The following is a 26,894-nucleotide window of genomic DNA, read 5'->3' as shown; positions in this document are numbered from 1 at the left end:
ATGAGACGTCAGCTTGCATTTCAAGCGGATGAAACGTTCAAAATTGTTCAGTTTACGGATCTGCATTGGAAAGATGGTCGGCCTGAAGACTTGCGTACCCGTCAATTGATGAAAACGGTCATCGAAACAGAGCAGCCGAACCTGGTCGTATTTACGGGAGATGTAATCTACACAGGCCCCGTTGATCCAGGGAAAAAGGCGTGCGAGCATCCAGAACAGGCCTTCCGCGAAGCCGTATCTGTTGTGGAGGAATGTGGGATTCCGTGGGCATTTGTGTACGGTAATCATGATACCGAAAATCGGATTACACCGGCAGGTCTGATGGATGTCATTCAGGAACATTACCATACGGTAACGGAACCGGGTCCCGGCGAAATTGAAGGGCTTGGCAATTACACACTCGAGATTGCAGGAGCGGATGGCACTCCGGCAGCCGTGTTGTATTTTCTTGATTCGGGAAGCTATTCGTCGTTCCCGGAGATCCCCGGTTATGGCTGGGTTCAGCCCAATCAGATCCAGTGGCTGATGTCTGAATCCACACGCGTGAATCCCGGCCGCAGCCGCGGGGAGAAGCTTCCAGCCTTGGCGTTTTTCCATATCCCGATTCCGGAATATCAAGTGATGTGGGACACTCAGACATGTTACGGCAGCAAGCACGAACCGGTCTGTGCTGCACAAGTCAACTCCGGTCTGTTCTCGGCGCTGCTGGAGATGGGAGATGTGATGGGCACGTTCTGCGGACATGATCACGTGAATGATTTTCACGGCGAACTTCACGGCATTCGTCTCTGTTACGGGCGCTCGAGCGGGCACAATACCTATGGAAGAGAAGGTATGCTGCGCGGAGGAAGGGTCATTCAGCTGCAGGCAGGTCAGCGCAGCTTCGATACCTGGATTCGTCTCGAAGATGGATCACTCGTCATGGAACAGCCGGAACATCAACCTGAGAGCACTTCAGCGAAATAGAGTTCAATAGAGCAAGGCGATTAGAGAGGAATTAATAACGTATGATTTTACCAATATTTCTGGTGCTCGCATCCGGAATGGCTCATGCCGTCTGGAGCATGTTCACCAAACGAAGTTTGAATAAAAGTGTGTTTCTGTGGTCCATTATGATGATTCCTACCGTCATCCTGCTGCCTGTACTCATTGTGGAATTGCTACGTGAACCCTTAACCATGCCGGCTTATGCCCTGTTGGTTTTGTCGATGGCTCTGCAGGCCTTATATTCCTGGCTGTTATCTCAAACCTACGAGCTTGGAGACTTGTCTCAGATTTATCCGATTATGCGGGGAACGAGTACCTTGCTGGTGCCTCTGATCGGTGTCTTTTTCCTCGGAGAAACCTTGTCTTCATTCGGATGGATCGGGATTGCCTGCATGCTCGGTGGATTTCTGGTACTTAGCGGGGTAGGAGGCAAAGATGTCAAGCAGGGATCACGGAAACAGGGATTGAAGCCGGTCCTTATGGCTCTATGTGTGGGACTATGCACGACCAGTTATGTATTTGTGGACAAATTGAACCTGCAGCATATCTCGCCCTTGTCGCTGCTTGAGGTGACGAACATCGGATTTGTTGCGGGACTGACACCGGCTCTTCTGGCTTCCCGGCAATTACGCCAGGAATGGAAAGTGAACCGATCCACCATTATGCTTGGGGCACTATTGAACCCAGGTTCGTACCTGTTATTCCTGTTTGCTCTAGAGCAGGCTCCCATGGCGAGATTGGGCCCTTTGCGTGAAGTGGGAACGGTATTTGCGGCGTTCCTCGGCATTTTATTGTTAAAAGAGCAGCAGGGGAAAAAGCGGATTCTCTGCTCCATCGTCATTTTTGGTGGAATCCTACTGATCGGCATGTGGGGATGATCCAATTCCAGATCATGGATACATGGTGTATGTCCTTGCTGCTGTTCCGCGCTTCTGAAGCTTCCAAATAAATCTTTCAAATCCCCTCAGTGGAGACATACCTTAAGGAGCATCTGTCCAAGATGATCTTCCAGGTATGGACTGAGGGGATTTGTCTATTTTATCGAAGGTACTTAAGCATGGTATATTGGAGTCAGACGAGTTCAAAGAGGTAGAGTCATAGAATAGGACCTAAAGAGCAAAGAAGTAAGGAGAGGATCAGGTGCTGCTTGAGGAGAGATTCATCCAGTCCATTAAGGCACATGAGAAATTAATGCATGATTTGCGGCAGGTTCGGAGCCTGGAGCTGCCTCAGTGTTACATCGGTGCGGGGTATATTCGTAATTACATTTGGGATCTTCTCCATGGATATACTCGGCGCGAACTGCACAGCGATATTGATGTGGTATACTTCGATCCCGAAGACCTGAATGAAGGGCGCGATGTACAACTGGAGCTGCAGCTGCGGGAGGCGACAGGCAATCCCAAGTGGTCCGTGAAAAACCAGGCGAGAATGCATCTGCGCAATGGCACAGTGCCCTATCAGTCTACAGAAGATGCCCTGCGATACTGGCCTGAGATCGTAACCGCCATAGGCGTTCAGCTGGATGAACAGGACCAGATTGGGTTCTGTGCCCCGCATGGATTAGATGACCTGTATGCGTTAACTGTTCGCCGCAGTCCATTATACGAGAATGTCATGGAGTACAATCGGCGTGTAGAGAAGAAGCGCTGGCAGGAGCAATGGCCGAAGCTAACAATTGTGAAGGGATGAGTTTCAGAGGTCGTAATGGACCTTTCAGCGAAACTGCTAACATACAATCCATGGAGCTTGGTAGCAGATTTGGGTCGTAACAAACATTCATATCATTTGTTTATTTGGCATACAACAGCCTGGTTATGGGATCCGTAGATAGCGAGCGGTGCAGGTTTAAGAAGGAGTGTTACCCGGTTAATGAAAAAGTTTATTCAAGATAAAGGCCTGATCATTGATCTTGTTCTGGTAGCCTGTTTTATCGTTTTTCTGATATTCTGGGGCCGAAATTTCGCGGTGATGTTGTTTGGACTGCTTACGGTGGCTTTTATCGTACTTCGACGGATTGACTACCAGAAGCACGTGGTGCTTAAGCGCATTTTGTTAACGGTATTCGGTATTGGCGCGGTTTCCTTTGTCATTATTGAAGCACTGGTATTTACACAGCTGAATGCGAATGATCCGGAGCAGGCGGATTATGTCATTATTCTGGGGTCAGGCATCAAAGGCACAGAGTTATCACTGACGCTGAAGCAGCGGCTGGATGCCAGTCTGGACTATATCCGCAACCATCCGCAGACGCCGGTCATTGTATCCGGAGGACAGGGGCCAGGGGAGTCGATCCCAGAAGCACTCGCCATGAAAAACTATCTTGTGGAACAGGGGATCACGCCAGCCCAGGTTATTATGGAAGACAAGTCAACCAGCACGCAGGAGAATATGGCCTTTTCCAAAAGAATTATTGACGAAGCGGGGCTGGAGCACCCCGAGATCATGATTGTCACCAGTGACTACCATATGTTCCGTTCCAAGTACTTGGCTGCCCAAAATGGCTACGCTGCCGAATACGGCATTTCGGCCCCGTCTCCGGGATACCTGAAACCGATCAACATGATCCGTGAGTATTTTGCGGTGGTCAAGGCTTTTATGTAGAGTTAATCTTCTCTATTCACATTTAAAAGTTTCACGAGGTTCTGAATCTCAGAACATGTGCAAAAAGCAGTTGAGCAGAATGGATTCTGACTTGACTGCTTTTTGTCGTTGTTCAAGTGAATTCAAGGATACTCAGCCAAATCATGTTATAATATACGTCATTAATAGAAGAACGATGTAGGAGTGAATGACGATTACCACTTATATGTTACCAGCTCTCTATGAGCAAAAGAAGATTTCAACGAACGACATGGAAGAAATTGTACGTCTGCTTGCACAAGCACCATTATTATATGATGACGGCTCAAGCATCCGGGTTGAGGATTTCACGGAAGGCTTGGACATGGAAGTCGAGCATGAAGTTCGGCCTGCTCTAATGGAACTGTATGATCTGGCTGTTAAGGCCTGTCGCCAGTTCCCTGATCCGGCTGCCTATGAGCAGCTTCAGGATGCCCTGGGATTACAGGCAGAACTGTGGCAGGAAGAAGTGCTTGATCTTGTCTCGTGGATGACCTGGCTGAAGCAGGTTGGGGAAGGACAGAGGGCCCTGCCGGAGTATGATTTTGCAAGCATGCTTGGGACACTGCCTGAAGGATTCATGATTCATGATTTCTATGATGAACTCCGTTATCAGCTGGAGCAGAATCCGTCAAACACCTGGGCTATTCAAGAGCGGGATCGGCTGTATGCAGCCATGGGTGCCAGATAACATCGAACGAAACGTGCAGTAACCGTGTTTATCCATATATGAGGGATTGTCTTATCGCTTATGGAAATGAGGGGATCACGTGAAAAAGGTTATATTGGCCGGAGGTACGGGATTTGTCGGTCAGGATTTTGCACAAAGGTTCAAGAAACTTGGATATGAGGTGCTCATCATCTCACGTCAGCCAGGTCATATTGCCTGGGAGGACTCCGATGGTATCAGGCAAGCACTCGAAGGTGCCGAAATGTTGATTAATCTGGCCGGAAAATCTGTAAACTGTCGTTACACCGACGAGAATCGCAGGATTATCCTAGAATCCAGGACCAGCACGACACGTATTCTTGGCGAGTCTATCCTTGAATGTGCCCATCCGCCTGAACTATGGATCAATTCAAGTACGGCCACGATTTACAGACATGCAGAGGACCGCCCCATGACAGAAAAAGAAGGTGAGATTGGCTCCGGATTCTCGGTGGATGTTGCCAAGGCGTGGGAACAGGCCTTCTTCGAATTCAGTCTGCCTTCTACCCGCCAGATTGCCTTGCGAATTGCGATTGTGCTGGGCAAAGGCGGCGTCATGGAGCCGCTCACGAATCTGGTGCGTTTTGGCTTGGGCGGGTCACAGGGACCCGGAACACAGCAGTTCAGCTGGATTCATATTGAAGATTTGTTTCGCATGGTTCTTTATCTTCAGCAGCACCCAGCACTTGAAGGGGTGTTTAATGCTTCGTCTCCGCATCCGGTTACCAATCGCCAACTGATGGAGAGCCTGAGACGTCATATGGGCGTCCGCATGGGTCTTCCTTCCCCTCGCTGGATGCTTGAAGTGGGAGCGCGATTCATTCGGACCGAAACGGAGCTGGTCCTCAAAAGCCGCTGGGTTATCCCAGAGCGGATGGAGCAGGAAGGGTTCACGTTTATATATGATACACTCGATACCGCACTTGATGAGATCCTGAAATAGTTTGAATTACTGAATAACCATATTGAATACAATGTTTCATTCGGAAGGGCAGATGATCTGCCCTTCTGCTGTATGTTCTGGAGATTCGGGTCCGCTGACGTTTCGGGATCTCTGGTGCAGTGTAAAAGTCATTTGATCAGTCAGATGAAACAGAAAGAGGTTGGGGAAATGCAACTTAGAAGAGTGAGAATTGCCGGAACGGGCAAGTATCTGCCGGAGCGGAAAGTAACGGACGAGCAGCTGGATATCCGCTTGAATGTGCCGGCAGGCTGGGTCTCCAAAGCCACAGGCGTAGGTGTTCGCCATTATGCTTCCGGTCAGGAAACATCTTCGTTCATGGGGGCGAGAGCTGCAGAAGCTGCGCTTGCCGACGCAGGACTGCAATTTGCCGATATCGACTGTCTGGTGTGCACCAGCGGTACGAAGGAGCAGCCTTTGCCAAGCACTGCAGTATTCATTCAACTGGCCATGGGAGAGCAGGAATCAGGTATACCGGCATTTGATATGGATGCAACCTGTCTAAGTTTTCTAAACGGTCTGGACGTTATGTCCTATATGGTGGATGCGGGTCGTTATCGCCGGGTACTGCTCGTAGCAACGGAGATCGCTTCTGCAGGTTTGAATTGGTCGGATAAGGAGAGTGCGGCCCTCTTTGGCGATGGAGCCGCTGCGGTCATTATCGAACGTTCCGAAGAAGGGCAATCTTCCCGGATTGTGCATGCTTCCCTGAAGACGTACAGCCGAGGGGCGAGATTCTCGGAAATAGCGGGTGGGGGAACACGGCTGCATGCCTCGAATTATATGGCCGATCAGCCGGAGCCTTACCTTTTTCATATGGATGGGCAGGCGATCTTCCGGATGGCTTCCAGGCTTCTTCCCGGATTCATGGACGATATGCTGAAGACCTCCGGAAACCGGATGGAAGATTTTAAGCTGGTCATTCCGCATCAGGGCAGTGCCATGGCCATGAGATTGATTCGCAAAAAATTAAATATTCCCGAAGACCGCTTTATGGACATTACACGAAACCATGGGAATACCATTGCCGCATCCATTCCCATGGGACTGCATGAGGCGATCAAGCAGCAGCGTATCCGGCGAGGTGATCGGGTGCTCTTCATTGGAACGGCCGCTGGATTGTCATTGGGAGGACTTATTTTTGATTACTAGATTCAGAGAATCCGATGATGCTGCTGCAATCCGAAGTGTATTACTCACTGGGGGGCGTGCTCCCGTTACACTAGATCTGGCACGCATGCTCCGGCGCGCAGGTTACCGTGTGTATGTTGCGGAGAGTGCATCACGTCATCTATGCAGATTGTCCGGTGCAGTGGAGCAATGCTTTGTTGTACCATCCCCGCGTCATGAAACAGCGGCATATCTGTCTGAGCTCGAACGGATCATTCGAGCATCGCAGATCGACCTGCTACTTCCGATGTGTGAAGAAGTGTTCTACATTGCGCAGGGAGCAGTGAGATTGCGTCCTTATTGCCATGTTCTTGTTTCTCCACTGGAGCAGCTGCATAAGCTGCATCACAAGTTTCATTTTATCCAGCTTGCGCAATCCATGGGCCTTGCTGTACCGGATACGCGTCTGGTTCGCAGCCGGGAAGAATGGATTCAAACCCAATCTGTTCTGGAAACGGAGGGGAAGTGGGTATGGAAGCCGGTATATTCCCGATTTGCCGCCAGAGTTCGCATGCCGGGCTCACGAAACTTGCCACCGAGTGAGGCAGAAATATCATCAGCCCTCCCTTGGGTAGCACAGGCTTACGTTTCTGGGCGAGCATTGTGCACATATAGTGTTGTGCATGAAGGGAACATGGTGGCCCATACCACGTATGACAGCCGCTATCGCACAGGCAGCGTGGGGGCCAGTGTCTATTTCGAACACGTGGAACACGAGGGTACATATGAGTGGGTTCAGCAATTTGTAGAGGCTACCGGATTTAGCGGTCAGATTGGGTTTGATTTTATTGAAGGATCCGAGGGGCGGGTGGTTGCAATTGAGTGTAATCCCAGGGCTACAAGTGGAATCCATCTCTTCTACCCGGGGGATGAATTGGTGCGTGCCATCACTACGCCTGAGTCGCTGGTGAAGGAAGGTATCCTGATGACGCCCAAGCAGCACAGCAGGGCCATGCTCATGCTGCCGATGCTGGGCAGCGGATTGCAGCAGATTGGACGACCGGATCAGTGGCGAGCATGGATGGCAGCCTGGCGAGGTACAAGAGATGTCGTACACCTGCAGAATGATAGACGCCCCATGCTGGAACAAGCGGCCGTGGTGCTGTCCGCCTGGCGTCTTGCACGCAAGTACAAGCTATCTCTGACTGAAGCATTGACTCACGACATAGAATGGAACGGTGAACAACCATGAATAGAGCATTGGTTACAGGAGCTACAGGTTGTTTGGGCAGACATCTGGCGCTAAGGCTCGCAGAGCAGGGCTGGAGAGTGACGGGGATGGGCCGAAAAAAAGAATACGGTATTCAGCTGGAAGCCGAAGGAATTCAATTTTATCAAGGTGACCTGCGTGACAAGTCAGTAGCAGCTGAGGCATGTACCAATCAGGATGCCGTCTTTCACTGTGCGGCACTATCTTCGCCTTGGGGCAAATACCAGGACTTTTACAGCAGCAATGTGGAAGCGACGCAGCATTTGGTCGATGGTTGCAGGAGAGCGGGTGTACAGCGATTCATTCACGTATCAACGCCCAGCGTGTATTTTAATTATATACCCCGATATGACATTCATGAGGATGATCCCATGCCAGCCAAACCAGCGAATCATTATGCAGCGACCAAAAGAATGGCGGAGCAAGTGGTGCTTGGGGCCCATGCAAACGGACTTCCTTCCATCATGATTCGCCCGAGAGCCATCTTCGGTCCGTATGATCAGACGCTTTTCCCCAGAATCGTCGCAGCTAACCGAAAATCAGGTGTGCCCATGATTGGGGGCGGTCAGGCTGTCATTGATCTCACCTGTGTGGATAATGTCGTGGATGCGCTGCTGTTATGCTGGAGTGCGCCATCTGAAGCGCTGGGGAGGGCATACAATATCACCAATGGCGACCCAAGGCCGTTCCACGAACTGGTGAGTCATCTGTTTGAATTACTGGGTATGCCGCTGCATCCCCGAAATATTCCCTACAGGGCAGCTTATGGAGCAGCATCGCTGCTGGAGAGTGTGCATCGTCTCCTGCCTATGCTAGGCGAACCGCAGCTAACCAGATACACCGTGGGTTCGTTAGCCATTCCGCAAACGCTGAATATTCATGACGCCCGAGAGCGGATAGGATATACACCGCGAGTAACCATTGAAGAAGGCCTGCAGCAGTTTGCAGATTGGTGGAGGGCAGAATCATGCTGACAACAACGAAGGTAGAACTTCATCTAGGGGCTGCAGGCTTCTGTACCCACCCGGAGTTTCTGACCATTCGGGGCGGAAGTTTACGGCCAGTGCCCTTTCCTGCGGGCTTTGCCTGTATTATTCATCCCGTGCATGGTCCGATGCTGCTGGACACGGGATACAGCTCCCGTTTCTTCAAGGAGACGGCACATCTGCCCAATGCGCTGTATCGCCATATTACGCCTGTGTTGTATCGTGAAGAGGACAGTGCGGTACAATTCCTTGCTCGGTTAGGGTTAAAAGCGTCGGATATTCGTTACATTATTCTCTCCCATTTTCATGGTGACCATATCGCGGGGGTGCGTGACTTCCCGGAGGCACAGTTCATCTATCTGCCCCAAGCGTATGAGGCCGTGCGATCACTCGGCCCGGTTGCTGCAGTGAAATCCGGGTTCTTATCCGGACTTTTGCCGGGAGATTTTGCAGACCGTTCTTTGCCCGTGATGAGACAATCAGAGCGATGGACGAAGGCGGGAGACGACTTCCCTTTTTCTGAGGTATACGATCTTTTCGGTGATGGCAGCCTGCTTGGTGTAGAGGTATCCGGTCACGCAGAAGGCATGATGGGCATCCTGCTCAGCACGGGGGAACAGGAATACTTCCTGTGCGCGGATGCGGTGTGGTCCAGCCGGGCCTTCCGTGAACAACGCAGACCGCATGTGCTCGCAGGCATCATCATGTCGGATCGATCCGAATACAGAATGAATTTTGACAAACTCGTGCGGCTGCATCAGCAGTTTCCCGAGATTCGGATTGTACCCAGCCACTGTCTGGAAGCGCTGAATGCGTGGGGGACGGGAGGGAATTACATATGAGTACCATGCGAATTGTTTATCATTATGCATTGGCACGTGGACTGCGAAAATGGAAATCACGTAAGGAGCTTGAACACTGGCAGGAACGTCAGATCCTTCGGCATATCGGGCGAATTCGTGTACAGTCTCCGTTTTACCGAGAGTGGTGGGGAGATGCTGAAGCATCCGCCTGGAGGAGCTTTCCGATAATCGATAAAAAGATCATGATGCAGCATTTCGACCAGCTCAACACGGTCGGGATTTCGAAGAACGAAGCCATGACCCTTGCCGGAGAAAGTGAGGACACACGTGATTTTAAGCCGTCTGTTCAAGGCGTTACGGTTGGTCTTTCCTCCGGGACATCGGGGAACCGGGGATTATTTCTTGTGAGTGAGCGGGAGCAGGACGCCTGGACGGGGACAGTGCTGGCCAAACTGCTGCCTGGTGGGCTGTGGAAGCCTGCCAAGATTGCCTTTTTCCTACGGGCTAACAGTAATCTGTATGAATCGGTGCAGCGGGGAAAGCTGCAATTTCAATATTTTGATCTGCTGGAACCCGTGCATACCTTGGTCGAGCGTATGGAAGAGTATCGTCCCACCGTGTGGGTAGCTCCTCCATCGATGCTTAGAATGCTGGCCGATGCATATCAAGCGGCTTCACTGACCGTGACACCCGAGAAAATCATCTCTGTGGCCGAAGTGTTGGATCCGCTCGATCGCAAGGTGCTGGAGCGCGTCTTTGGTCAAACGATCCATCAAGTCTACCAGTGCACAGAGGGATTCCTGGGAGCGACCTGCCGTCTTGGCACATTGCATTTGAATGAAGATATTGTCCATATTGAAAAAGAGTTTATTGATCGTGCTTCCCGGCGATTTGTTCCCATTATTACGGATTTCTCCAGGACATCACAGCCGATAATCCGGTATCGGCTGAATGACATTCTAACCGAGGCAGCCGCCCCATGTGAATGCGGCTCTCCCTTTACCGCCATTGAGCGGATCGAAGGCCGCTGTGATGATACGCTTTATTTTTCACATCGACATACCGGCGAGGAGGTACCTGTATTTCCGGACTTTATCACCCGTGCGGTCATTGCCACTTCTTCGGATCTGGAGCACTACCGGGTCGTTCAGCTTAGGGACGGATCACTGGAAATCGCTCTTCGACTTGGGGGGGATAGTGATGATCTCGAGTGGGTGAAGAGCGAGGTGCAGCGTCAACTGCTGAAACTGGGGGAGCGGCTTGAGTGTACTGTGCCACAGACGGATTATGTTCCCTATACATTCGAACCGGGAATGACCAAGCTGCGCAGAGTGGAGAGACAACGTGGTTGAACTTGTGCTTAAGCGAAGACGATATTGCTGTGTTCAATCATGTGATGATAGAAAGGGAGAAGCTAATCAATTCAATGGAGGAAGGTGGACGGGGAGATGGTACAGAACATTAAGGGAGAGACTTCACCTGTAGCGTTAATTACAGGCACCTCAAGTGGGTTCGGCATGCTTACTGCGATTACGCTTGCCAAGCAGGGATACCGGGTTGCCGCAACCATGCGCGATCTGAGCCGGAATGAACAATTAGTCCAGCTGGCCGAACAAGCAGGCGTTGCAGATCGATTGCATTATATACGTCTGGATGTGACGGATTCGGATTCGGTACAGGCCGCTGTAGCGGCCGTGCTTCAGATGTATGGGCGAATTGACATGCTGGTGAACAATGCAGGGTTTGCGGTTGGTGGTTTCATTGAGGAAGTAACGATGGACGATTGGCGGCGGCAAATGGAGACCAATCTCTTCGGTCTCATTGCAGTGACGCGTGCGGTGCTTCCGGTCATGCGTGAACAGAAGCGGGGACTCATCATCAATCTCTCCAGCGTCAGCGGTTTGTCGGGGTTCCCGGGCTATGCTCCTTATGCTGCTTCCAAATTTGCCGTGGAAGGTTTCACCGAAAGTCTTCGGCATGAGATGGCTTCGTTTGGCGTAAAGGTAGTTCTGGTTGAGCCGGGAGCGTATCGCACACCCATTTGGAATAAAGGACTGGGTGAAATTCACCGCAATGATGACTCCCCTTATAAAGAAAAGCTGGATGCGGTGCTTCGTTACTCTGCACATGCGGGCCAGACTGCGCCCGATCCGCAGGAAGTGGCTGACCTGATCGCCCGCATTGCACGCATGCGTGCACCACGGCTCCGCTATGCACTCGGCAAAGGATCTCGTGTGCTCATTATTGGCAAAACGCTGCTTCCGTGGAAGTGGTTGGAGTGGATTATTGCGCGTGGTCTGAAATAGGGCAGACCTTATTAATTCTAGTCAGGAGGGCTTGAACTTGTTTGAAGTCATCGTGATTGTATTGCTTTTAGCCGTTGTAGGACTGTTATTCCGGATCAACAGCAAGCTCCCTGAACGTGATTGGGTGAAGGAAGCGATGGAACGAGACGCGTCGAAATAAAAACATGGGAGGTTTTCACGTTGAAAATTGCTTTTGTTTTGTTTGATGGTTTAACCTTTCTTGATTTTGCAGGATTTTATGATGTGATCAACCGGCTGAATTTCTTTGAACCAACCAAGGGCAGTACATGGGAAACTTGTGCGATGACCGATCAGGTCACGGACGAATCCGGATTAACGCTCCAAGTGGATCGAGTGAAGCCGGACTTGGGCGAGTACGATATGGTTTTTGTTCCTGGTGGCATGGGTACGCGCAAGCTTCGGTTTGATGAAGCATTCGTGGGATGGCTGAAACAGGCAGAGAAGGTTCCGATGAAGGTGTCGGTATGTACGGGCTCATTGTTGCTGGGTGCGGCAGGTTTTCTCTCTGGTAAGAAGGCTACGACTCATCCTAATGTGTATGATCTACTGCAGCCGTACACAGACGAGGTCATCCAGACCCGGATTGTCAAGGACGGAAATGTCATTACAGCCGGCGGTGTCGCCACGTCGATTGATCTCGGAATTTACGTACTTGGATTGTTTGCCGGACGGGAGGCAGCCGAGAATGTGAAGCGGCAGATCGACTATCCTTACGAGATGCAAGGAGTGATCGAAGAATGAGTGAAGATATCAAGCAGAGCAGGTTCAATATCCGCAATATTCGGCGCGATGAAGCGGATCAATACTGGTCTTTGCGTCTGGAGGCGTTGAAAAATCATCCGGAGTCCTTCGGAGCATCATACGAGTTGTCTGTTCAGCTTCCCATGAGTGAAGTGCAGGATCGCATACATAACGAGCCCGATGATTACATCCTTGGAGCCTATACAACAGAAGGAACACTGGTTGGAATGATGGGTTTCAAGAGAGAATACGGCCTCAAACTCAGGCACAAGGGATTCATCTGGGGAGTGTACGTGGCTCCGCAATATCGAGGGCATGGGCTTGCTTCAAGGTTGCTCCGAGAAGTATTGAAGCGGGGAGAGACACTGGAGGGCATCAGGCAAATTAACCTGAGTGTGGTTACAACGAATGAATCAGCCAGACGGTTATACGAAAAATACGGATTCGAAACGTATGGCATAGAGAATTATGCTCTTGAAGTTGAGGGACAAGGGTATGATGAAGCCCATATGACATATGTTTATCCATCTGTGAGGTCCAAATGACAGATACGGTTCATCTTGAAGTGGACGGTAATGTCTTTGTATTACAAGAGCCCCATTCTTTCGAATGGTTACGGCCCTTGGGCAAGGTATTTCGCGTATTTGATCAGCAGGATTCCGGCAATCTGTCCTTTGGTATGATACAGGAGGACGGTACAAGGCTCTTTGTTAAATATGCGGGAGCACGTACCATTCATGCGAGTACACTTAATAGTCCGCCGGAAGCCATCCGTAGTTTGAGATCTTCTGTTTCAGTCTACGAGGATTTGAAGCATGACGCTTTGATTCGACTAAGAGATCATTTTGCAACGGAACAGGGTTATGTCTGTGTATTTGATTGGGTGGATGGAGAATGTCTGCATTCCCAGTGGTATTTTCCGGCTCCAGCGAAATATGAAGATCCGCGTTCACCGTATTATCGTTTCAGGCAGCTCCCTATTAAGATACAGATTCAGGCGATGGAGCAGATCTTGAATTTTCATATTGAGGTGGAACGAAAAGGGTATGTGGCTGTTGATTTTTACGATGGCAGTCTGATCTATGATTTTGAACAAAATACGATCAAGATTTGTGATATCGATCTGTATCAGAAGGGTTCGTTTACCAATACCATGGGACGCATGTGGGGCTCATCCCGCTTCATGTCTCCCGAGGAGTTTGAATTCGGTGCTCCCATGGATGGTGTAACCAATGTATTCAACATGGGTGCAACGGCGTTCGTACTGCTTGGTGGAGAGAAGGATCGTTCATATGCCAAGTGGAACGCTGGAGAAGCCTTATATCAGGTTGTAATTCGAGCAGTGGATCCTGATCGGGCCCGTCGCTATGCATCCGTGAAGGAACTCGGTGAAGCCTGGAAGCTGGCGGTAAGACAGGATGAATGTATTGCTGGTGAATGATGGATCCAAAAAATTCAGTTCAGTATATTCTCCATTAGGAATTACCAGTTTGCATTCGTATCTCCCTAGAATATACCGTATAATGGAAATTAATGAGGGAGGTGCAGTTCTTTGTGCAGATATGCCATGTCAGGACCATACAAAGACACGTATGCCTGTTTCGACTGCCGCAAATCATTTAAGCAAACATCGAGACATGATCTCGCTCCTGAAGTGTACGAAAGGCTTGAATGTAAATGCCCGCAGTGTGCGGCACCCATGGTTAGCATGGGAAAAGATTTTAGAGCACCGAAGCAAAGCGATCTGAAGCAATGGAAGAAGGTAGCAATTCTTTATCGCCACGGATTCACCTACCATAGTTGTGGCTGCGGGTCTGGATATCGTCCGGCTGAATTGCGTGAACTGGCCGAGTTTCTGGAAAAGTCCGTTCATAAACGAAGTGAAGGCGAACGGTTATTACTAAGGCTGGTTAAATAATATGGATCGCCTATTCAATATTGAACTGCCTGACTTGATGAAAATACAGGTACAAATACTATATACGATGAACACGCTGCAGCGTCTGACTGGCATTAACGAACCGGAAGGCGGGCATGCACCTGCCTTGTTTATTGGCATGACTCCCATGGGCCTTCTAACTTATTATCATGAGCACATGCCGCCAAACCTTACGGATCTGCTGGCGACTGAAGCGAAGCTTCCGCTTGACATTCCGAAGCTGCTAGGGACGATCGAGGCTTTTAAGCCCGTCAAGAAGTTATGGATGGGACCTGCATTTGTCTTCCGGGAGAAATGGGATAAGTGGCATTCACGTGTGCAGCTTATTGACCACCATCATACGTTTTTGCTGGAAGAGCATTTTCACGATCTCATCGGACGCTTGCATGCGAAAGCACCTGTAGTCGCTTATGTTATTGGAGCTTCCGCCGTAGCCGTATGCTGCTCTGCCCGAACTTCGGAGCTGGGCGCAGAAGCGAGCCTGCATACAGTTCCTGCGTACAGAGGACATGGATATGGGGTGGAGGCGGTCAAATGCTGGCAGTACCATGTGCAAGAGAGCGGACGCATTCCTCTCTACAGTACATCCTGGGACAATCTTTCCTCGCAGCAGGTGGCCCGCAAACTGGGACTGTACCAATACGGCATGGATTTCAGCATTACGACTTCGTCATAGAGGGTGAACCCGGTGATTCGGACATATGTACAAAAGGATCTGCAACATGTCATTGAAGCTCATATCCGTATTTACCGGGAGGAGTATAATTATGAAGACAGAGCCTGAATATGCGCAGAATACCATTGCGGGAGTCTTGTTTCGTGAAACGTGGTGCTGGTATGTAACCGAGCGGGAGTACTGGTTTTTGAATGTGGAGATGGAGGAACGGTTCGGCATCGAAATACTGAACGAGGAAACCGCTGCAGCATTCCTGCAGGCCATTCAGGACGAGCGAGTAACGGCCGCAGAGCTGCGGGACAGCCTCCGTCAATTCAGGGAGGAGCAGAGGGAAGGTGATGAGTGGCTGAAATTTGTCCCTTCATTCCTTGTAGATTTTGACCAAAGGCAGTTTTGCTCCATGTTTCCCGAGCCGGCGTCTTTCGAACATTACATGCCTCAGGGCTGGGTTGGATCCTATGTGGATTTCCTGGATCGGGTGCCTGAGGAGCAGCGGTACTGGGAAATGAATGGCAGGTCCCTATTTCGTTAAACTTTTGTTGAAAGGCGTGGTCCGATGATACGTAAACATTTGGTACGCAGCATGGTATCCCTGAGTATTGTATTTATGGTGGGAGCGTGCTCGGTCCAGACCGAAGAACAGAGTATATCAGGGGTGATTGAGCACAGCCTGCAGGAAATGGTTAATGAATCTGTAATCATGAGCAGCAGTAATCCTAACGATTATATTACAGGCAGCCCGGAGGCGTATGGACTGATCCTGAATACGGGTGAGGAAGGGCTGCATGTTCTTTTACAGAAACTTGAGTCCAGCTCCGATAACGGTCTAAGGGAATGGATTATGGCTCAGGCAAGTACGGAGCTGCTCGGGGAGCGGAATTCCGTGAACGAGTGGAACAGTGGCAAAGACTGGCTTAGACAGTATAAAATGAATGAAGAATAATAGTTCTCTAGAACAATCCTCACCTCCAGTCATCATGAGCAGGAAATACAGGTTCCTGGACCTGGTACCCAAAAGAATACGTTATAGAGGTGAAACCCTTGAATAAGAAAATTGCATTTTTTGACTCGGGCATCGGCGGTTTAACCGTCCTACATGAAGCTTTACAGCAGCTGCCTGAAGAACAATTTTTGTATTATGCAGATACGCTTCATGTCCCCTACGGAACCAAATCGGCCGATGAAGTAAGAGGGCATGTCTTTGATTGCGCGGAAGCGATCGTGCGGGAACATGTAAAAGCAATCGTGGTTGCTTGCAATACGGCGACAAGTCTGGCGGTAAAAGATTTACGTGCCAGGTATGATATCCCCGTCATCGGGATGGAGCCTGCGGTGAAGCCGGCTGTAGAGATGAACCGTGAAAGCGGGAGGAGAGTTCTCGTATTTGCAACGGCACTGACCTTGAGTCAGAGCAAATATAACGAACTCGTATCCCGCGTGGATGACCATCACAGTGTGGATTCCATGCCACTGCCTGAACTCGTGGAATGGTGTGAACGGCTGGATTTTGATCCGGAAAAAAGTGCTGCGTATTTTCGCCGGAAATTGGCTGATCTGGATCTGGATTCATACGGTACGGTTGTACTTGGTTGTACACATTATCCGTTCTATTCACATATCCTCCGGACAGTACTTCCGGAACATGTACAGATTATTGATGGCAGTGCAGGTACGGTCAACCGTCTGAAGCATTTGCTTGAGTTGACGGAACAGCATGGGAAGAGACCGGAGGAGCAGGTTACATTTTTGAGTTCAGGAGGACAATTGGAAGATCAGGAGAAAATGAAGGCTGCTCTTCGGTATCTTGACACGATGTCCAGATGAGCTGTACCAGAGGAGGAGAGAATCCTGCAATCGATCTATCTCATTCGACACGCCAAGGCAACAGGACAGGAGCCGAATGCAGAACTTACAGATGATGGTCTTCGTCAGGCAGAGCGTTTGGCGGAGAAACTTGCTGTTCATTCGATAGCTTATATTGTCTCCAGTCCGTGGAAAAGAGCGCTCCAGACGGCAGCCCCGCTCGCCAGAGCTGCATCTCAACATTTACATACCGATGAGCGTCTTCAGGAAAGAGTGCTCAGCACTCGCCATCTGGAGAATTGGATGGAAGTGCTGGAACGGACATATACGGATGAGAACTTCGCAGAAGAAGGCGGAGAGTCGTCACGCATCGCGACCGCACGTGGGATGGAAGTGCTGGAGGAATGCTGGAGTCGGCCGGAGCAATCTGCGGCTGTTATAACTCATGGCAACATACTATCTCTGCTTCTTCGCCATTATCAAAGGTCCTTTGGTTACGAAGAGTGGAGGCTGCTAACCAATCCCGATGTGTATGTGCTGGAACGGCAGCGGGGAGACCAGGGGCAACCTACCATTCGCAGAATATGGACAGATTAAACAACAAAGAGTGCTCCAGCGATCATCTACATCGGCTAGAACACTCTTTTTCGTTTACAATCCGTTCTGTATTACAGAACGGCAATCATGACCATGACCCATCCGGCAAGGAATGTAACTCCGCCAAGCGGAGTAATCGCACCAAGTTTGCGGACACCCGTTATGCTAAGTGCATAGAGACTGCCCGAAAATAGAAGGATGCCTGCGAACAGCAGCCATCCGGCTGCCATAATGAGCGAAGACTGTTCCAGGCGATCGGCGATCAGGCCCAGAAGGATCAATCCGAGACCGTGGGCAATGTGATACTGAACTCCGGTTTCGTATATTTTGATCATGTCTGCAGATAATTTTCGCTTGAGCGCGTGAGCACCGAACGCTCCGAGAGCTACGGCGAGAAACATCATGATACTACCGAGTACAACCAAGGTTTGCATAGGCTATTGTCTCCTTTAGTAGAGGGGTAGTTTAATCTTCGGTACAGCTTGCTGATAGCAATTTACAGTTTGCGCAGTTTAATGTGCTGAATCGAGTGGTCGGCTTCTTTTCTTAGGATCAGTCTGGCTCGTCCCTTGGTTGGCAAAATGTTCTCGTGCAGATTTTTGGCGTTAATGTCCTGCCAGATCTGACTGGCCGTCAGTACAGCTTCCTCTTCACCAATGTTGGCAAAGCGGTCATGGAAGAAGGAATCTGCATTCTGGAATGCTGTGCTGCGAAGCAGCTTGAAACGTTCAATGTACCAATGACGGATGTGCTCCTCTTCTGCATCAATATAGATGGAAAAGTCAAAAAAATCGCTGACAAGCAGCGGTGTTTCCTTTTTCACCTGCAGAACGTTAATGCCTTCAATAATCAGGATGTCCGGTTGACAGATCATTTGCTCTTCTCCTTGAATGACATCATACGCAAGGTGGGAATACACTGGCGCTTTTACTTCAGGTTTACCCGATTTTACATCGCCCATGAACTGAATAAGAGACTTAATATCGTAGCTTTCGGGGAATCCCTTCCGGTTCATGATGCCTTTCTCTTCCAGAATGGCATTGGGATATAGAAAACCGTCGGTCGTAACGAGGTCAACCTTGGGTTTGTTTTTACCTCTGGCGAGCATGGCCTGGAGCAAACGGGCTGTCGTGCTTTTTCCCACGGCAACACTGCCTCCAATTCCGATGATGTAGGGAGCGGGAGATTGTTCCTTTTTCAAAAAAGAAGCCGTTAATTGATTCAATTCACGTGAAACTCTTGCATATAAGTCAATAAAGTGGGTAAGTGGTAAATAAATATCCTCCACTTCCTGAATGGATACTTCTTCGTTCAATCCCTTTAGTTGTTCCAATTCGGCTTCCGTCAGTGGAAGGGTGGTCTGATGTTCTTTCAGTTCAGCCCATTCCTTGCGGTTAAACTCGATGTAAGGAGAGTATAAATTCATGAGATCCCGCTTTCTGTATGTAATGTAATCAGTGACACAATCTTTAGTGTACCAAATTTCAGGCAACTGACAACACCTTTACATTTGCAAATTTGTTATGCCGTCCGGGTGAAGAAGAAAAAGTGAAGAGATAATGGGACAATTTAGACCAGTATATGTAAAAGTCGAAGTATACCATGCGGAAGGGTGACAGCAAATGATCGTATATGAGAGAGAGCATGATTTTGTTTTGACCGCACAGCATGAGCATGGACAAGTAGCCGGCGTGATGGCTTCCCATTGGAAAGATGAATTGCTCGCTGATTCCAGTCACCGGGAGGAGCTTATACTTGCAGCAAGAGAACACGACCGTGGCTGGATTGAGCTGGATTCCGCACCTTTTTGGAATGATTACAGTCAGTCCCCATATTCGTTTCGGGATTTTCCGTTACGCCCGCGTTTTGTATTTTACCAAAAAGGAATTGACGAAGTCCGTGAAAAAAGTCTGTATGCCGGGTTATTGTGCAGCATGATGTACACGGAGCTATTTCAGAACACCCTGGGTGCTAACCCTAACGATGATGACGATATCAGGGAATATCTGAACAAAGAACAACGTTTTCAGGAGGATTGGCAGCAGCAGCTCGGCGGAGGAGATGAACTCGAGCGCAGATTGCAAAGCGACCTGGAGATCATGTTATTCTGTGATCAGCTAAGCCTTTTTCTCTGTATGGAGGAGCCGGGAACCCCCGCATCGCGCTATGATTTTTTTGCCGAGGGACTCAGCTGCACCTTCGATGCCTGTGGAAGACAACCGATTCGGGCTGAATGGATCTCGGGTGAAAAGGTAGGACTCTCCTACTTTCCATTTACTCAGGAATTCACAGTCGGTCTGCCTTACAAATCGGTACCCAAAGCAAGCATTCGCAAATTTGGCCTGCTTCAGGCTTATCGTCGTGCCGAGTGGAAAGAACGCAGAGTTTCGATTACAATTATGGACTGAATCGTAAAGGATTAATAGCAGGCCTCGAACATAAATTCGAGGTCTGTTTGCTTTTGTTTTTTTATCCTAGCGAAGAGGCAGGAAAATTCAAGGGATGACCAGAAATGTTAATGTACAACCATGTGAGATCAGCGCAGGAGGATAACGATGAGTACCAGAATTGACATATTTACGATGTGTATGGTGTGGGACAAGCACAATGGCAAGGTTTTATTGATGAACAGACCTGATCGCAAAGGATTCCCGGGATACATTGCACCTGGAGGTAAGGTGGATTTTCCGGAAAGCATCGTGGACGGGGCTATGAGGGAAGTTGAGGAAGAAACGGGACTTGTGGTCCGTGAGATTTCATACAAGGGGTTGGATGAATTTTGTGATCCCGAGCAGGGACTGCGGTATATGGTTTTTAATTATCTGGCCACTTCATTTGAAGGTGAATTATTGCAGGATCCGCCTGAAGGCGAATTGCTGTGGATCCCGGTGGAACAGGCGCTTGAACTGCCTATGCAGGATTGGTTTGCAGAACGATTCCCGCGCTTCTTCCAAGAAGGTACATTTGAACGTAGCGTGATCTGGGAAAAGTCGACAAACCGTACACTACAAGAAACGTTTATGATGTATACCGATGCGGTATTGAGATAGGGAGCAGAAAAAATGATAATGACTGGCATAGGGAGATGACATAATGGGATACCAAGAAGCTTTTGAGGGATACATCGCAGCAACGAATACACACGATTTCGATGAGGTGAGCAAATGGATTTCGGCAGATGCGGTCTATTGGTTTACAGGCACCTCCTGCACCACAACGGAAGCCATTCGTTCCTATTTTGAACAGGCTTGGGACATGGTAAAAGAAGAAGTATATGCAGCAAAAGACCTCACCTGGATTACGGTAAGTGAGACACAGGCTGTCTGCATTTACACCTATCATTGGGAAGGTATCTACGAAGGGAAACCGGCTTCAGGGAACGGTCGAGCGACGAATGTGTTTGCTACCGGGCCTGATGGGGAATGGAAGTTAATTCATGAGCATCTGAGTGCAGGGGAAAACGGTGAAACTTAATAAGAGAAATCATGTATACGGTAGGGTTATGAACGTACTAGGGACTTGAACAGAATGTATCATCCATTTCTATGTATACGTATCCATATATTGTGATATAATGAGGTTTGCTTTTTTTGATGGGAGATGTGAACAATGAAGGTGTCATACCGATCGAATCTGGACGGAATAGGCGCGAAACAACTGAGCGAACATTTTTTTGATGGCTGGCCCAATCCACCGTCGAAGGCGATTTTTTTGAGACTGTTGGAGCAATCGTATGCAGTTGAGCTTGCAGTGGATGATGAGACAGGGAAGGTCATAGGCTTTATTCAAGCTATTTCGGATGGGGTGCTTAGTGCATACATTCCATTGCTGGAAGTGGTGCCGGAGTTCCAAGGTAAGGGGATTGGGACAACGCTAACAGAGAGGATGCTGAAGAGGCTCCAGGGTTTGTACATGATCGATCTGTTATGTGATACCGAAACGCAGCCTTTTTATGAGAGGCAGGGAATGCGCAGAGCCAGCGGCATGATGGTTCGCCATTATTCCAATCAGAATGGAGCAACGTATTTATAGTAAATAGAAATATAAGATGTTTCACTATGACCAGATTAGAAGTGAGTTCAAGATATATTTCGCTATTAGTCCTAGTGCCAACGTGTGACGAGAATCATCCGAGTTTAGCGTTTAAGCTGATACATAGGCTTCAGCAAACGGGCCGTAAAAGAATATTTTACGATGAAAAGGTGGAGATCCGTATGAGACTAACGTTCCGAATACTGGATTGGGAAGAGGAAAAGCCCTATGAACTTTTGCTAATGGCTGATCCCTCCAAAGCCAAAGTAGACGAATATTTAAGTCGTGGTCTATGTTTTATCGCCGAATATGAAGGCGAGATGGTAGGCGAGTTTGTTTTGCTTAAGACCCGGCCCGAGACTGTTGAGATTGTTAATATTGCTGTTCAGGAAGAATTACAGGGGCAAGGCGTCGGCAAGCACATGATTAAGGAAGCAATTGAAGCAGCAGGCAGGCTGGGCTGTCGAACGGTCGAGATCGGAACAGGCAATTCAAGCTTTCATCAGTTGAAGCTGTATCAGCGCTGCGGTTTTCGCATTATAGGAGTTGATCGCGACTATTTTGTACGACATTACGATGAAGAGATTATCGAGGACGGTATTCGCTGCGTGGATATGATCCGCCTGGCGGTGGACGTGGATACCCTAGCGGAGGAAAACGACAAGTGAGAATTTATCATGTAGCACCTGGAAATGCGCGAACGGTTACCGCTTTTGGAAGTAGCGGAGCAGAAATTACGCCAATACTTCGAAACACCTCGGGTTGCCATGTGTCTTATCTCAAACTCACTGGTGGTGGAGAATTGGGTCTGCATCCAGCTGTAGGGGAGCAGGTGTTTCTGGTACTTGAAGGTGAAGGCTGGGTTGAAGGTGAAACGGGGGAACGTGTAGTTATCCAAGCTGGAGAAGCTGCGTTTTGGATGGACGGTGAAAACCATCGGTCCGGTTCGGAGCATGGGTTAACGGCAATGTTGATCGAAGGAAGTGAGCTGAATATTCGTTTGTCATTGCATGCTAAATGAATCTGAAAAGGGAGCTGAAGCCTTTGAGTATGCTCTGGGTGGTTGTCAGTATAACGGGGTTAATCTTCACTCCATCGTTTTATCAGATGAATAAGCGGATACGAAAATTGGATGAACAAGTCAGATACCTCACAGATGAAAGAAGGAGTCATCCATGAATCAACATACACATCTGGGGGTATATGGTCTCATTCGATGGGGTCACGAGATATTGTTGATCCATAAAGCACGAGGGGCGTATAAAGGGTATTGGGATCTGCCTGGTGGCAGGCTGGAATTCGGAGAACAGCCGGAGACTGCCTTGCAACGCGAGATTGAAGAAGAAACGGGTCTTACAGATGTGCAGGTGACCATTCGGACCGCGGAATCCAATGTTGTGCATTGGGTGTATCAGGGAATGCCTGAGGAGCTTTATCATATCGGCATTTTGTATGATGTGCAGTTGAAGTCTGACAAGCAGGCAAGTGAGATCAGGAAAGGACCGGATGGAGAAGATTCATTGGGTGCGGCTTGGTTCACAATGGAGCAGATTCAACAGCTCTCCTTAACCCCATTTGCATTACATATGATCTATGGACGTAGATAAGAGCAAGGGATGGATCTCGGGATCCATGGATTTGGTACGATAGAGTTTTTTATAGAAACACATCGGTAGACGCAATGTTATATATTGCCAGGTGAAGCGAGCGTACGGTATAATTTGGATATATGTTGATTGGGATCCCGCAATAGGATTCAGCGACCTTGTGGTATGAAAAGACCACACGTTATTATTTGCGAATTCATTTGCGATTTTTCGGGGTATAGCGCAGCGCTGGTAGCGCGCACCCTTGGGGTGGGTGAGGTCGTGGGTTCAAATCCCGCTACTCCGATTCGAAACTGTACACCGAAGTGAAGGCTGTGAATCTGTCGATTCACGGTCTTTTTTTGTTGAATCTGTTCTCAAATGGTTAATGTTTAACTGGACGGTTTGTTTTGGCTTGTTATGGACTACAATTCATATTAAAGGGGGTTAATGCGGAAACATGGGAACAGATTTATCTGCGATATGCAGAGTTTATGCTTCATTTATCTGATTCATCTAATTTATGCATCAATTGAACTAAAAATAGGAAATGCTCCTGAGCGTAAAAGTTTATAGAATAGACATTAGAAAACGAATTCGATTTACATTGAGCTAGATGGAACCCTCGAGCAGATCCAGACACGATTCGACATCTGTATCGGCGGCATATCCAATTATTGTTTATTATGTTTTTGAAAACGCAGACAAACCTTGACGGGAGCGTCGGAACAACGTTATTTACCCCCAACATCACGATGATTGGACTTCATGAAAAATTTCGCTTAAAATGTTGAACGAACGCAAATTACGGCTTAGTCAATGATTTCCGTCAAAAAACACGACTAAATCAAGACGGAGGGAACGTCGATGACGATCGAGGAAGGCAACAAGAAGCCCTGGGAAAGTTACTATGGACCCAATTTGGGATACGTACAAGAACAATATGAATTATTCTCTCAAGATCCTGAATCGGTTACACCCGCATATCGGGAATTGTTTGAACAATGGGGTGCTCCGCCGATGCCTGGCAGAGATGCACATACAGCCACTTATTCCGGCAACGCCCAAACAGCTTCCGGGAGCGTGGATATTCAATTATTACAGAAAGCGGTTACAGCCGGGAAACTGGTTTGGAATATTCGAACTTATGGTCACCTTGCCGCGGATATTGATCCACTTGGCATAAGTGAAGATTCAGATACATCTTTATTGGAACCGAAGCATTTTGAATTGAATGAAGAAGATTTGAAAGCACTGCCCGCATCCCTGATCTGGGAAGGTGCAGATGGACAGACGAGCAACGGCTGGGATGCCATTCAGCGTCTGCGCCAGATCTATACAGGTCCGATCGCTTATGAATTCAGCCATGTTCATGAAGTTCATGAACGCGAGTGGCTGAACCGCCGTGCTGAATCACGGACTTCCCCGGCACCACTGAATCAGGATGAACGGAAGGCACTGCTGGAACGTCTGGTTGAGGTAGAGCAGTTCGAGGATTTCCTTCACAAAACGTTTGTGGGACAAAAACGTTTCTCGATTGAAGGAAACGACGTGCTCGTACCGATGCTGGATGAAGCAGTACGCATTATGGCACACTCGGGCTCAAGCCACATTTTGATGGGGATGGCTCACCGGGGTCGTCTGAACGTGCTCGCTCATGTTCTGGGTAAACCTTACAGCAAAATTTTCTCTGAATTCCATCATTCCCCGAACAAGGATCTGGTTCCGTCTGAAGGATCGACAGGAATCAATTACGGCTGGACAGGGGATGTCAAATACCACCTTGGTGCGAACCGCTTTGTAAAAGATGGCGAAGCAGTACAGGCTCGTCTGACTTTGGCTAACAATCCGAGTCACCTGGAGTACGTTAACCCTGTCGTTCAAGGCTTTGCACGTGCGGCGCAGGATGATCGGCGTGATCCGGGATATCCGAAACAGGACGTTACAAAAGCAGCGACAATTCTGATGCATGGCGATGCAGCCTTCCCTGGTGAAGGCATTGTGGCGGAAACGCTCAATTTCAAAGCACTCCCGGGCTATCAAAACGGCGGAACGATTCATATTATTGTGAACAACCGTCTCGGGTTTACAACCGATAGCAGCGATTCCCGTTCTACTTATTACGCGAGTGACCTTGCCAAAGGTTACGAGATTCCGATTGTGCATGTGAATGCAGACAATCCGGAAGCATGTATCGCGGCGATTCGCATGGCAGCAGAATATCGCAACAAGTTCAAAAAGGATTTCCTGATTGATCTGATCGGTTACCGCCGCTATGGTCACAATGAAACGGACGATCCGGAGACAACCCAACCGAAGGTCTATGAAAAAGTGAAGAATCACCCTACAGTGAGTCATCTGTATCAGGACCAGCTCAAGCAGGAAGCCGTTATTGATGATGCCTCCATTGGCAGCATTCGCGATGCGGTGACTAATCGTCTGAAAGAAGCTTATGAACAAATGAAGAAAAACGAAGTTCATGAGCAGTCACAATTGAAAGCCACTCAACCTGAGGCGGTGTCACTTATTCCAACAGCTGTGCCGCTGGAGAATCTGCGCAACATTAATGCCGATCTGTTGAAATGGCCAGAGAACTTCAATGTATATCCGAAGTTGCAGCGTATTCTGCAGCGTCGCAGCACTTCCCTGAACGAAGGCGAGAAAGTGGACTGGAGTCTTGCCGAGACACTGGCATTCGCCACAATTCTGGCTGACGGCAAGCCAATTCGCATCAGCGGACAGGACGCAGAACGTGCAACCTTCGCTCACCGGAATCTGGTATTGCATGATTCGGAGAACGGGACAACATTTTGCCCGCTGCATCATCTGCCACAAGCACGTGCAGCGTTTGCCATCTACAACAGCCCGCTGTCGGAAGAGTCGGTACTTGGATTCGAGTACGGATATAACGTGTATTCCCCGGATACGCTTGTTATCTGGGAAGCTCAATTTGGTGACTTCGCCAACTGTGCACAGGTTATTTTTGACCAATTCGTATCCGCTGGCCGTGCCAAATGGTCTCAGAAGTCGAGTCTGGTCATGCTGCTTCCTCATGCCAATGAAGGGCAGGGACCTGAGCATACAAGTGCCCGTCTCGAACGTTTCCTGCAGCTCTGTGCAGAAGATAATATGACGGTTGCCAACTTGACGAGTGCATCCCAGTATTTCCATCTGCTGCGCCGTCAGGCTTCGTTGACTGAAACAGAAGATGCACGTCCTCTGGTCTTGATGTCGCCGAAGAGTCTTATTCGTAATCCGCGTGTTGCATCTCCCGCTGCAGCGTTCAGTGAAGGCAAGTTTGAGCCTGTACTTGAACAAGCAGGGCTTGGAACCAAACCGGATCGCGTAGAACGCATCATTCTGTGCAGTGGTAAGATCGCCATCGATCTCGAGGACGCTTTTGAGAAAGACAAAGCCGACTGGTCCTGGCTTCACATTATTCGTGTTGAGCAGCTGTATCCGTTCCCGGCGGAAGAAATCAAGCGCGTACTTGCACGTTTCAGCAAGCTGAAAGAACTGGTTTGGGTTCAGGAAGAGAACAAAAACATGGGAGCCTGGACATACATGGAACCTCGCTTGCGCGCTATTGCACCGGAAGGAACAACCGTGAGATACGAAGGCCGTCCGGAACACGCGAGTCCTTCCAGCGGTTATCAAAGTGTGCATAGCATGGAACAGCAACAGATTATTACATCCGCGTTGAAGCAAACGACGAAGAATAATATTCCACTGGGGAGGTAACAGC

At 49.0% G+C, this 26,894-nt stretch carries 32 protein-coding genes and 1 tRNA gene; 31 read left to right on the top strand and 2 right to left on the bottom strand.

Annotated features, from left to right (window positions below):
- From ABIC22_RS01055 to ABIC22_RS00950, 22 genes are all read left to right on the top strand, one after another.
- On the top strand, positions 1-966 hold the full coding sequence (locus ABIC22_RS01055; protein WP_354477293.1) for a metallophosphoesterase family protein: 966 nt from the start codon (positions 1-3) through the stop codon (positions 964-966).
- A gap of 41 nt (positions 967-1,007) precedes the next feature.
- Positions 1,008-1,865 (top strand): DMT family transporter, encoded by an 858-nt coding sequence (locus tag ABIC22_RS01050; protein WP_354477291.1) that lies wholly within the window; start codon positions 1,008-1,010, stop codon positions 1,863-1,865.
- A 262-nt stretch (positions 1,866-2,127) separates the two neighbouring features.
- Positions 2,128-2,679 (top strand): nucleotidyltransferase family protein, encoded by a 552-nt coding sequence (locus tag ABIC22_RS01045; protein WP_318284084.1) that lies wholly within the window; start codon positions 2,128-2,130, stop codon positions 2,677-2,679.
- A gap of 180 nt (positions 2,680-2,859) precedes the next feature.
- Entirely contained in the window at positions 2,860-3,591 is a 732-nt protein-coding gene (locus tag ABIC22_RS01040; protein WP_354477288.1) for a YdcF family protein, read from the top strand.
- Positions 3,592-3,778: 187 nt separating this feature from the next.
- On the top strand, positions 3,779-4,300 hold the full coding sequence (locus tag ABIC22_RS01035) for a hypothetical protein (RefSeq protein WP_127539310.1): 522 nt from the start codon (positions 3,779-3,781) through the stop codon (positions 4,298-4,300).
- A gap of 79 nt (positions 4,301-4,379) precedes the next feature.
- Complete coding sequence (locus tag ABIC22_RS01030) at positions 4,380-5,261, top strand: TIGR01777 family oxidoreductase (RefSeq protein WP_354477285.1); 882 nt, start codon at positions 4,380-4,382, stop codon at positions 5,259-5,261.
- A gap of 168 nt (positions 5,262-5,429) precedes the next feature.
- Complete coding sequence (locus tag ABIC22_RS01025) at positions 5,430-6,431, top strand: beta-ketoacyl-ACP synthase III (RefSeq protein WP_127539312.1); 1,002 nt, start codon at positions 5,430-5,432, stop codon at positions 6,429-6,431.
- Positions 6,421-7,641, top strand: coding sequence for an ATP-grasp domain-containing protein (locus ABIC22_RS01020; RefSeq protein WP_354477281.1), 1,221 nt, complete (start codon positions 6,421-6,423; stop codon positions 7,639-7,641). Before ABIC22_RS01025 ends, ABIC22_RS01020 begins: the two co-directional genes overlap by 11 nt.
- Positions 7,638-8,633, top strand: coding sequence for an NAD-dependent epimerase/dehydratase family protein (locus tag ABIC22_RS01015; RefSeq protein WP_354477278.1), 996 nt, complete (start codon positions 7,638-7,640; stop codon positions 8,631-8,633). Before ABIC22_RS01020 ends, ABIC22_RS01015 begins: the two co-directional genes overlap by 4 nt.
- A complete protein-coding gene (locus ABIC22_RS01010) occupies positions 8,627-9,487 on the top strand; it encodes an MBL fold metallo-hydrolase (protein WP_354477275.1) in 861 nt (286 codons plus the stop codon). Before ABIC22_RS01015 ends, ABIC22_RS01010 begins: the two co-directional genes overlap by 7 nt.
- A complete protein-coding gene (locus ABIC22_RS01005; RefSeq protein ID WP_354477272.1) occupies positions 9,484-10,800 on the top strand; it encodes a F390 synthetase-related protein in 1,317 nt (438 codons plus the stop codon). Before ABIC22_RS01010 ends, ABIC22_RS01005 begins: the two co-directional genes overlap by 4 nt.
- A gap of 96 nt (positions 10,801-10,896) precedes the next feature.
- Positions 10,897-11,754 (top strand): SDR family oxidoreductase, encoded by an 858-nt coding sequence (locus tag ABIC22_RS01000; RefSeq protein WP_354477269.1) that lies wholly within the window; start codon positions 10,897-10,899, stop codon positions 11,752-11,754.
- Positions 11,755-11,791: 37 nt separating this feature from the next.
- Positions 11,792-11,914, top strand: coding sequence for a hypothetical protein (locus tag ABIC22_RS00995; RefSeq protein ID WP_261780056.1), 123 nt, complete (start codon positions 11,792-11,794; stop codon positions 11,912-11,914).
- A gap of 20 nt (positions 11,915-11,934) precedes the next feature.
- Positions 11,935-12,516, top strand: coding sequence for a DJ-1/PfpI family protein (locus ABIC22_RS00990; protein ID WP_354477266.1), 582 nt, complete (start codon positions 11,935-11,937; stop codon positions 12,514-12,516).
- The gene (locus ABIC22_RS00985; protein WP_354477263.1) at positions 12,513-13,061 is read left to right on the top strand and encodes a GNAT family N-acetyltransferase; all 549 of its coding nucleotides are present in this window, start codon (positions 12,513-12,515) and stop codon (positions 13,059-13,061) included. The genes ABIC22_RS00990 and ABIC22_RS00985 overlap by 4 nt, the downstream gene beginning before the upstream one ends.
- Entirely contained in the window at positions 13,058-13,957 is a 900-nt protein-coding gene (locus ABIC22_RS00980) for a serine/threonine-protein kinase (RefSeq protein WP_354477261.1), read from the top strand. Before ABIC22_RS00985 ends, ABIC22_RS00980 begins: the two co-directional genes overlap by 4 nt.
- Before the next feature lie 111 nt (positions 13,958-14,068).
- Positions 14,069-14,434, top strand: a complete 366-nt coding sequence (locus tag ABIC22_RS00975; RefSeq protein ID WP_354477258.1) for a hypothetical protein — start codon at positions 14,069-14,071, stop codon at positions 14,432-14,434.
- Position 14,435: 1 nt separating this feature from the next.
- Positions 14,436-15,131, top strand: a complete 696-nt coding sequence (locus ABIC22_RS00970) for a GNAT family N-acetyltransferase (RefSeq protein WP_354477255.1) — start codon at positions 14,436-14,438, stop codon at positions 15,129-15,131.
- A 91-nt stretch (positions 15,132-15,222) separates the two neighbouring features.
- Positions 15,223-15,663, top strand: coding sequence for a hypothetical protein (locus tag ABIC22_RS00965; protein ID WP_354477252.1), 441 nt, complete (start codon positions 15,223-15,225; stop codon positions 15,661-15,663).
- Between the two features lie 24 nt (positions 15,664-15,687).
- The gene (locus tag ABIC22_RS00960) at positions 15,688-16,074 is read left to right on the top strand and encodes a hypothetical protein (protein WP_354477249.1); all 387 of its coding nucleotides are present in this window, start codon (positions 15,688-15,690) and stop codon (positions 16,072-16,074) included.
- 98 nt (positions 16,075-16,172) lie between these two features.
- Positions 16,173-16,955, top strand: coding sequence for a glutamate racemase (gene murI, locus ABIC22_RS00955; protein WP_354477246.1), 783 nt, complete (start codon positions 16,173-16,175; stop codon positions 16,953-16,955).
- 21 nt (positions 16,956-16,976) lie between these two features.
- Positions 16,977-17,531, top strand: coding sequence for a histidine phosphatase family protein (locus tag ABIC22_RS00950; protein WP_354485803.1), 555 nt, complete (start codon positions 16,977-16,979; stop codon positions 17,529-17,531).
- Between the two features lie 71 nt (positions 17,532-17,602).
- Here ABIC22_RS00950 and ABIC22_RS00945 read toward each other — a convergent pair whose 3' ends face one another.
- Positions 17,603-17,965, bottom strand: coding sequence for a DUF423 domain-containing protein (locus ABIC22_RS00945; protein WP_354477244.1), 363 nt, complete (start codon positions 17,963-17,965; stop codon positions 17,603-17,605).
- Positions 17,966-18,027: 62 nt separating this feature from the next.
- Positions 18,028-18,957, bottom strand: a complete 930-nt coding sequence (coaA, locus tag ABIC22_RS00940; protein ID WP_354477241.1) for a type I pantothenate kinase — start codon at positions 18,955-18,957, stop codon at positions 18,028-18,030.
- A 196-nt stretch (positions 18,958-19,153) separates the two neighbouring features.
- On the opposite strand from coaA, the gene ABIC22_RS00935 reads away from it, so the two are divergent.
- The 9 genes from ABIC22_RS00935 to ABIC22_RS00895 all read left to right on the top strand — a co-directional run bounded on the left by ABIC22_RS00935 (position 19,154) and on the right by ABIC22_RS00895 (position 26,890).
- Positions 19,154-19,939, top strand: a complete 786-nt coding sequence (locus tag ABIC22_RS00935) for a DUF3891 family protein (RefSeq protein WP_354477239.1) — start codon at positions 19,154-19,156, stop codon at positions 19,937-19,939.
- A 147-nt stretch (positions 19,940-20,086) separates the two neighbouring features.
- Positions 20,087-20,581, top strand: coding sequence for an 8-oxo-dGTP diphosphatase (locus ABIC22_RS00930; protein ID WP_354477237.1), 495 nt, complete (start codon positions 20,087-20,089; stop codon positions 20,579-20,581).
- A gap of 43 nt (positions 20,582-20,624) precedes the next feature.
- Entirely contained in the window at positions 20,625-21,005 is a 381-nt protein-coding gene (locus ABIC22_RS00925) for a YybH family protein (RefSeq protein ID WP_154895864.1), read from the top strand.
- A gap of 135 nt (positions 21,006-21,140) precedes the next feature.
- Positions 21,141-21,563: a GNAT family N-acetyltransferase gene (locus ABIC22_RS00920; RefSeq protein ID WP_354477233.1), complete on the top strand. Its 423-nt coding sequence runs from the start codon at positions 21,141-21,143 to the stop codon at positions 21,561-21,563.
- A 182-nt stretch (positions 21,564-21,745) separates the two neighbouring features.
- Positions 21,746-22,231 (top strand): GNAT family N-acetyltransferase, encoded by a 486-nt coding sequence (locus tag ABIC22_RS00915; protein WP_127539332.1) that lies wholly within the window; start codon positions 21,746-21,748, stop codon positions 22,229-22,231.
- The gene (locus ABIC22_RS00910) at positions 22,228-22,584 is read left to right on the top strand and encodes a cupin domain-containing protein (protein WP_354477230.1); all 357 of its coding nucleotides are present in this window, start codon (positions 22,228-22,230) and stop codon (positions 22,582-22,584) included. Before ABIC22_RS00915 ends, ABIC22_RS00910 begins: the two co-directional genes overlap by 4 nt.
- A gap of 154 nt (positions 22,585-22,738) precedes the next feature.
- A complete protein-coding gene (locus ABIC22_RS00905) occupies positions 22,739-23,170 on the top strand; it encodes an NUDIX domain-containing protein (protein ID WP_354477227.1) in 432 nt (143 codons plus the stop codon).
- 211 nt (positions 23,171-23,381) lie between these two features.
- Positions 23,382-23,456, top strand: a tRNA-Pro gene (locus ABIC22_RS00900).
- 560 nt (positions 23,457-24,016) lie between these two features.
- Entirely contained in the window at positions 24,017-26,890 is a 2,874-nt protein-coding gene (locus tag ABIC22_RS00895) for a 2-oxoglutarate dehydrogenase E1 component (protein ID WP_354477224.1), read from the top strand.
- Positions 26,891-26,894: the final 4 nt, after the last annotated feature.

Origin of the sequence: Paenibacillus sp. PvP094 (assembly GCF_040546835.1) — a bacterium.
GTDB lineage: Bacteria > Bacillota > Bacilli > Paenibacillales > Paenibacillaceae > Paenibacillus > Paenibacillus illinoisensis.
The sequence above is the reverse complement of the archived record's forward strand: the minus strand, read 5'-3'. Positions and strand labels throughout refer to the sequence as shown.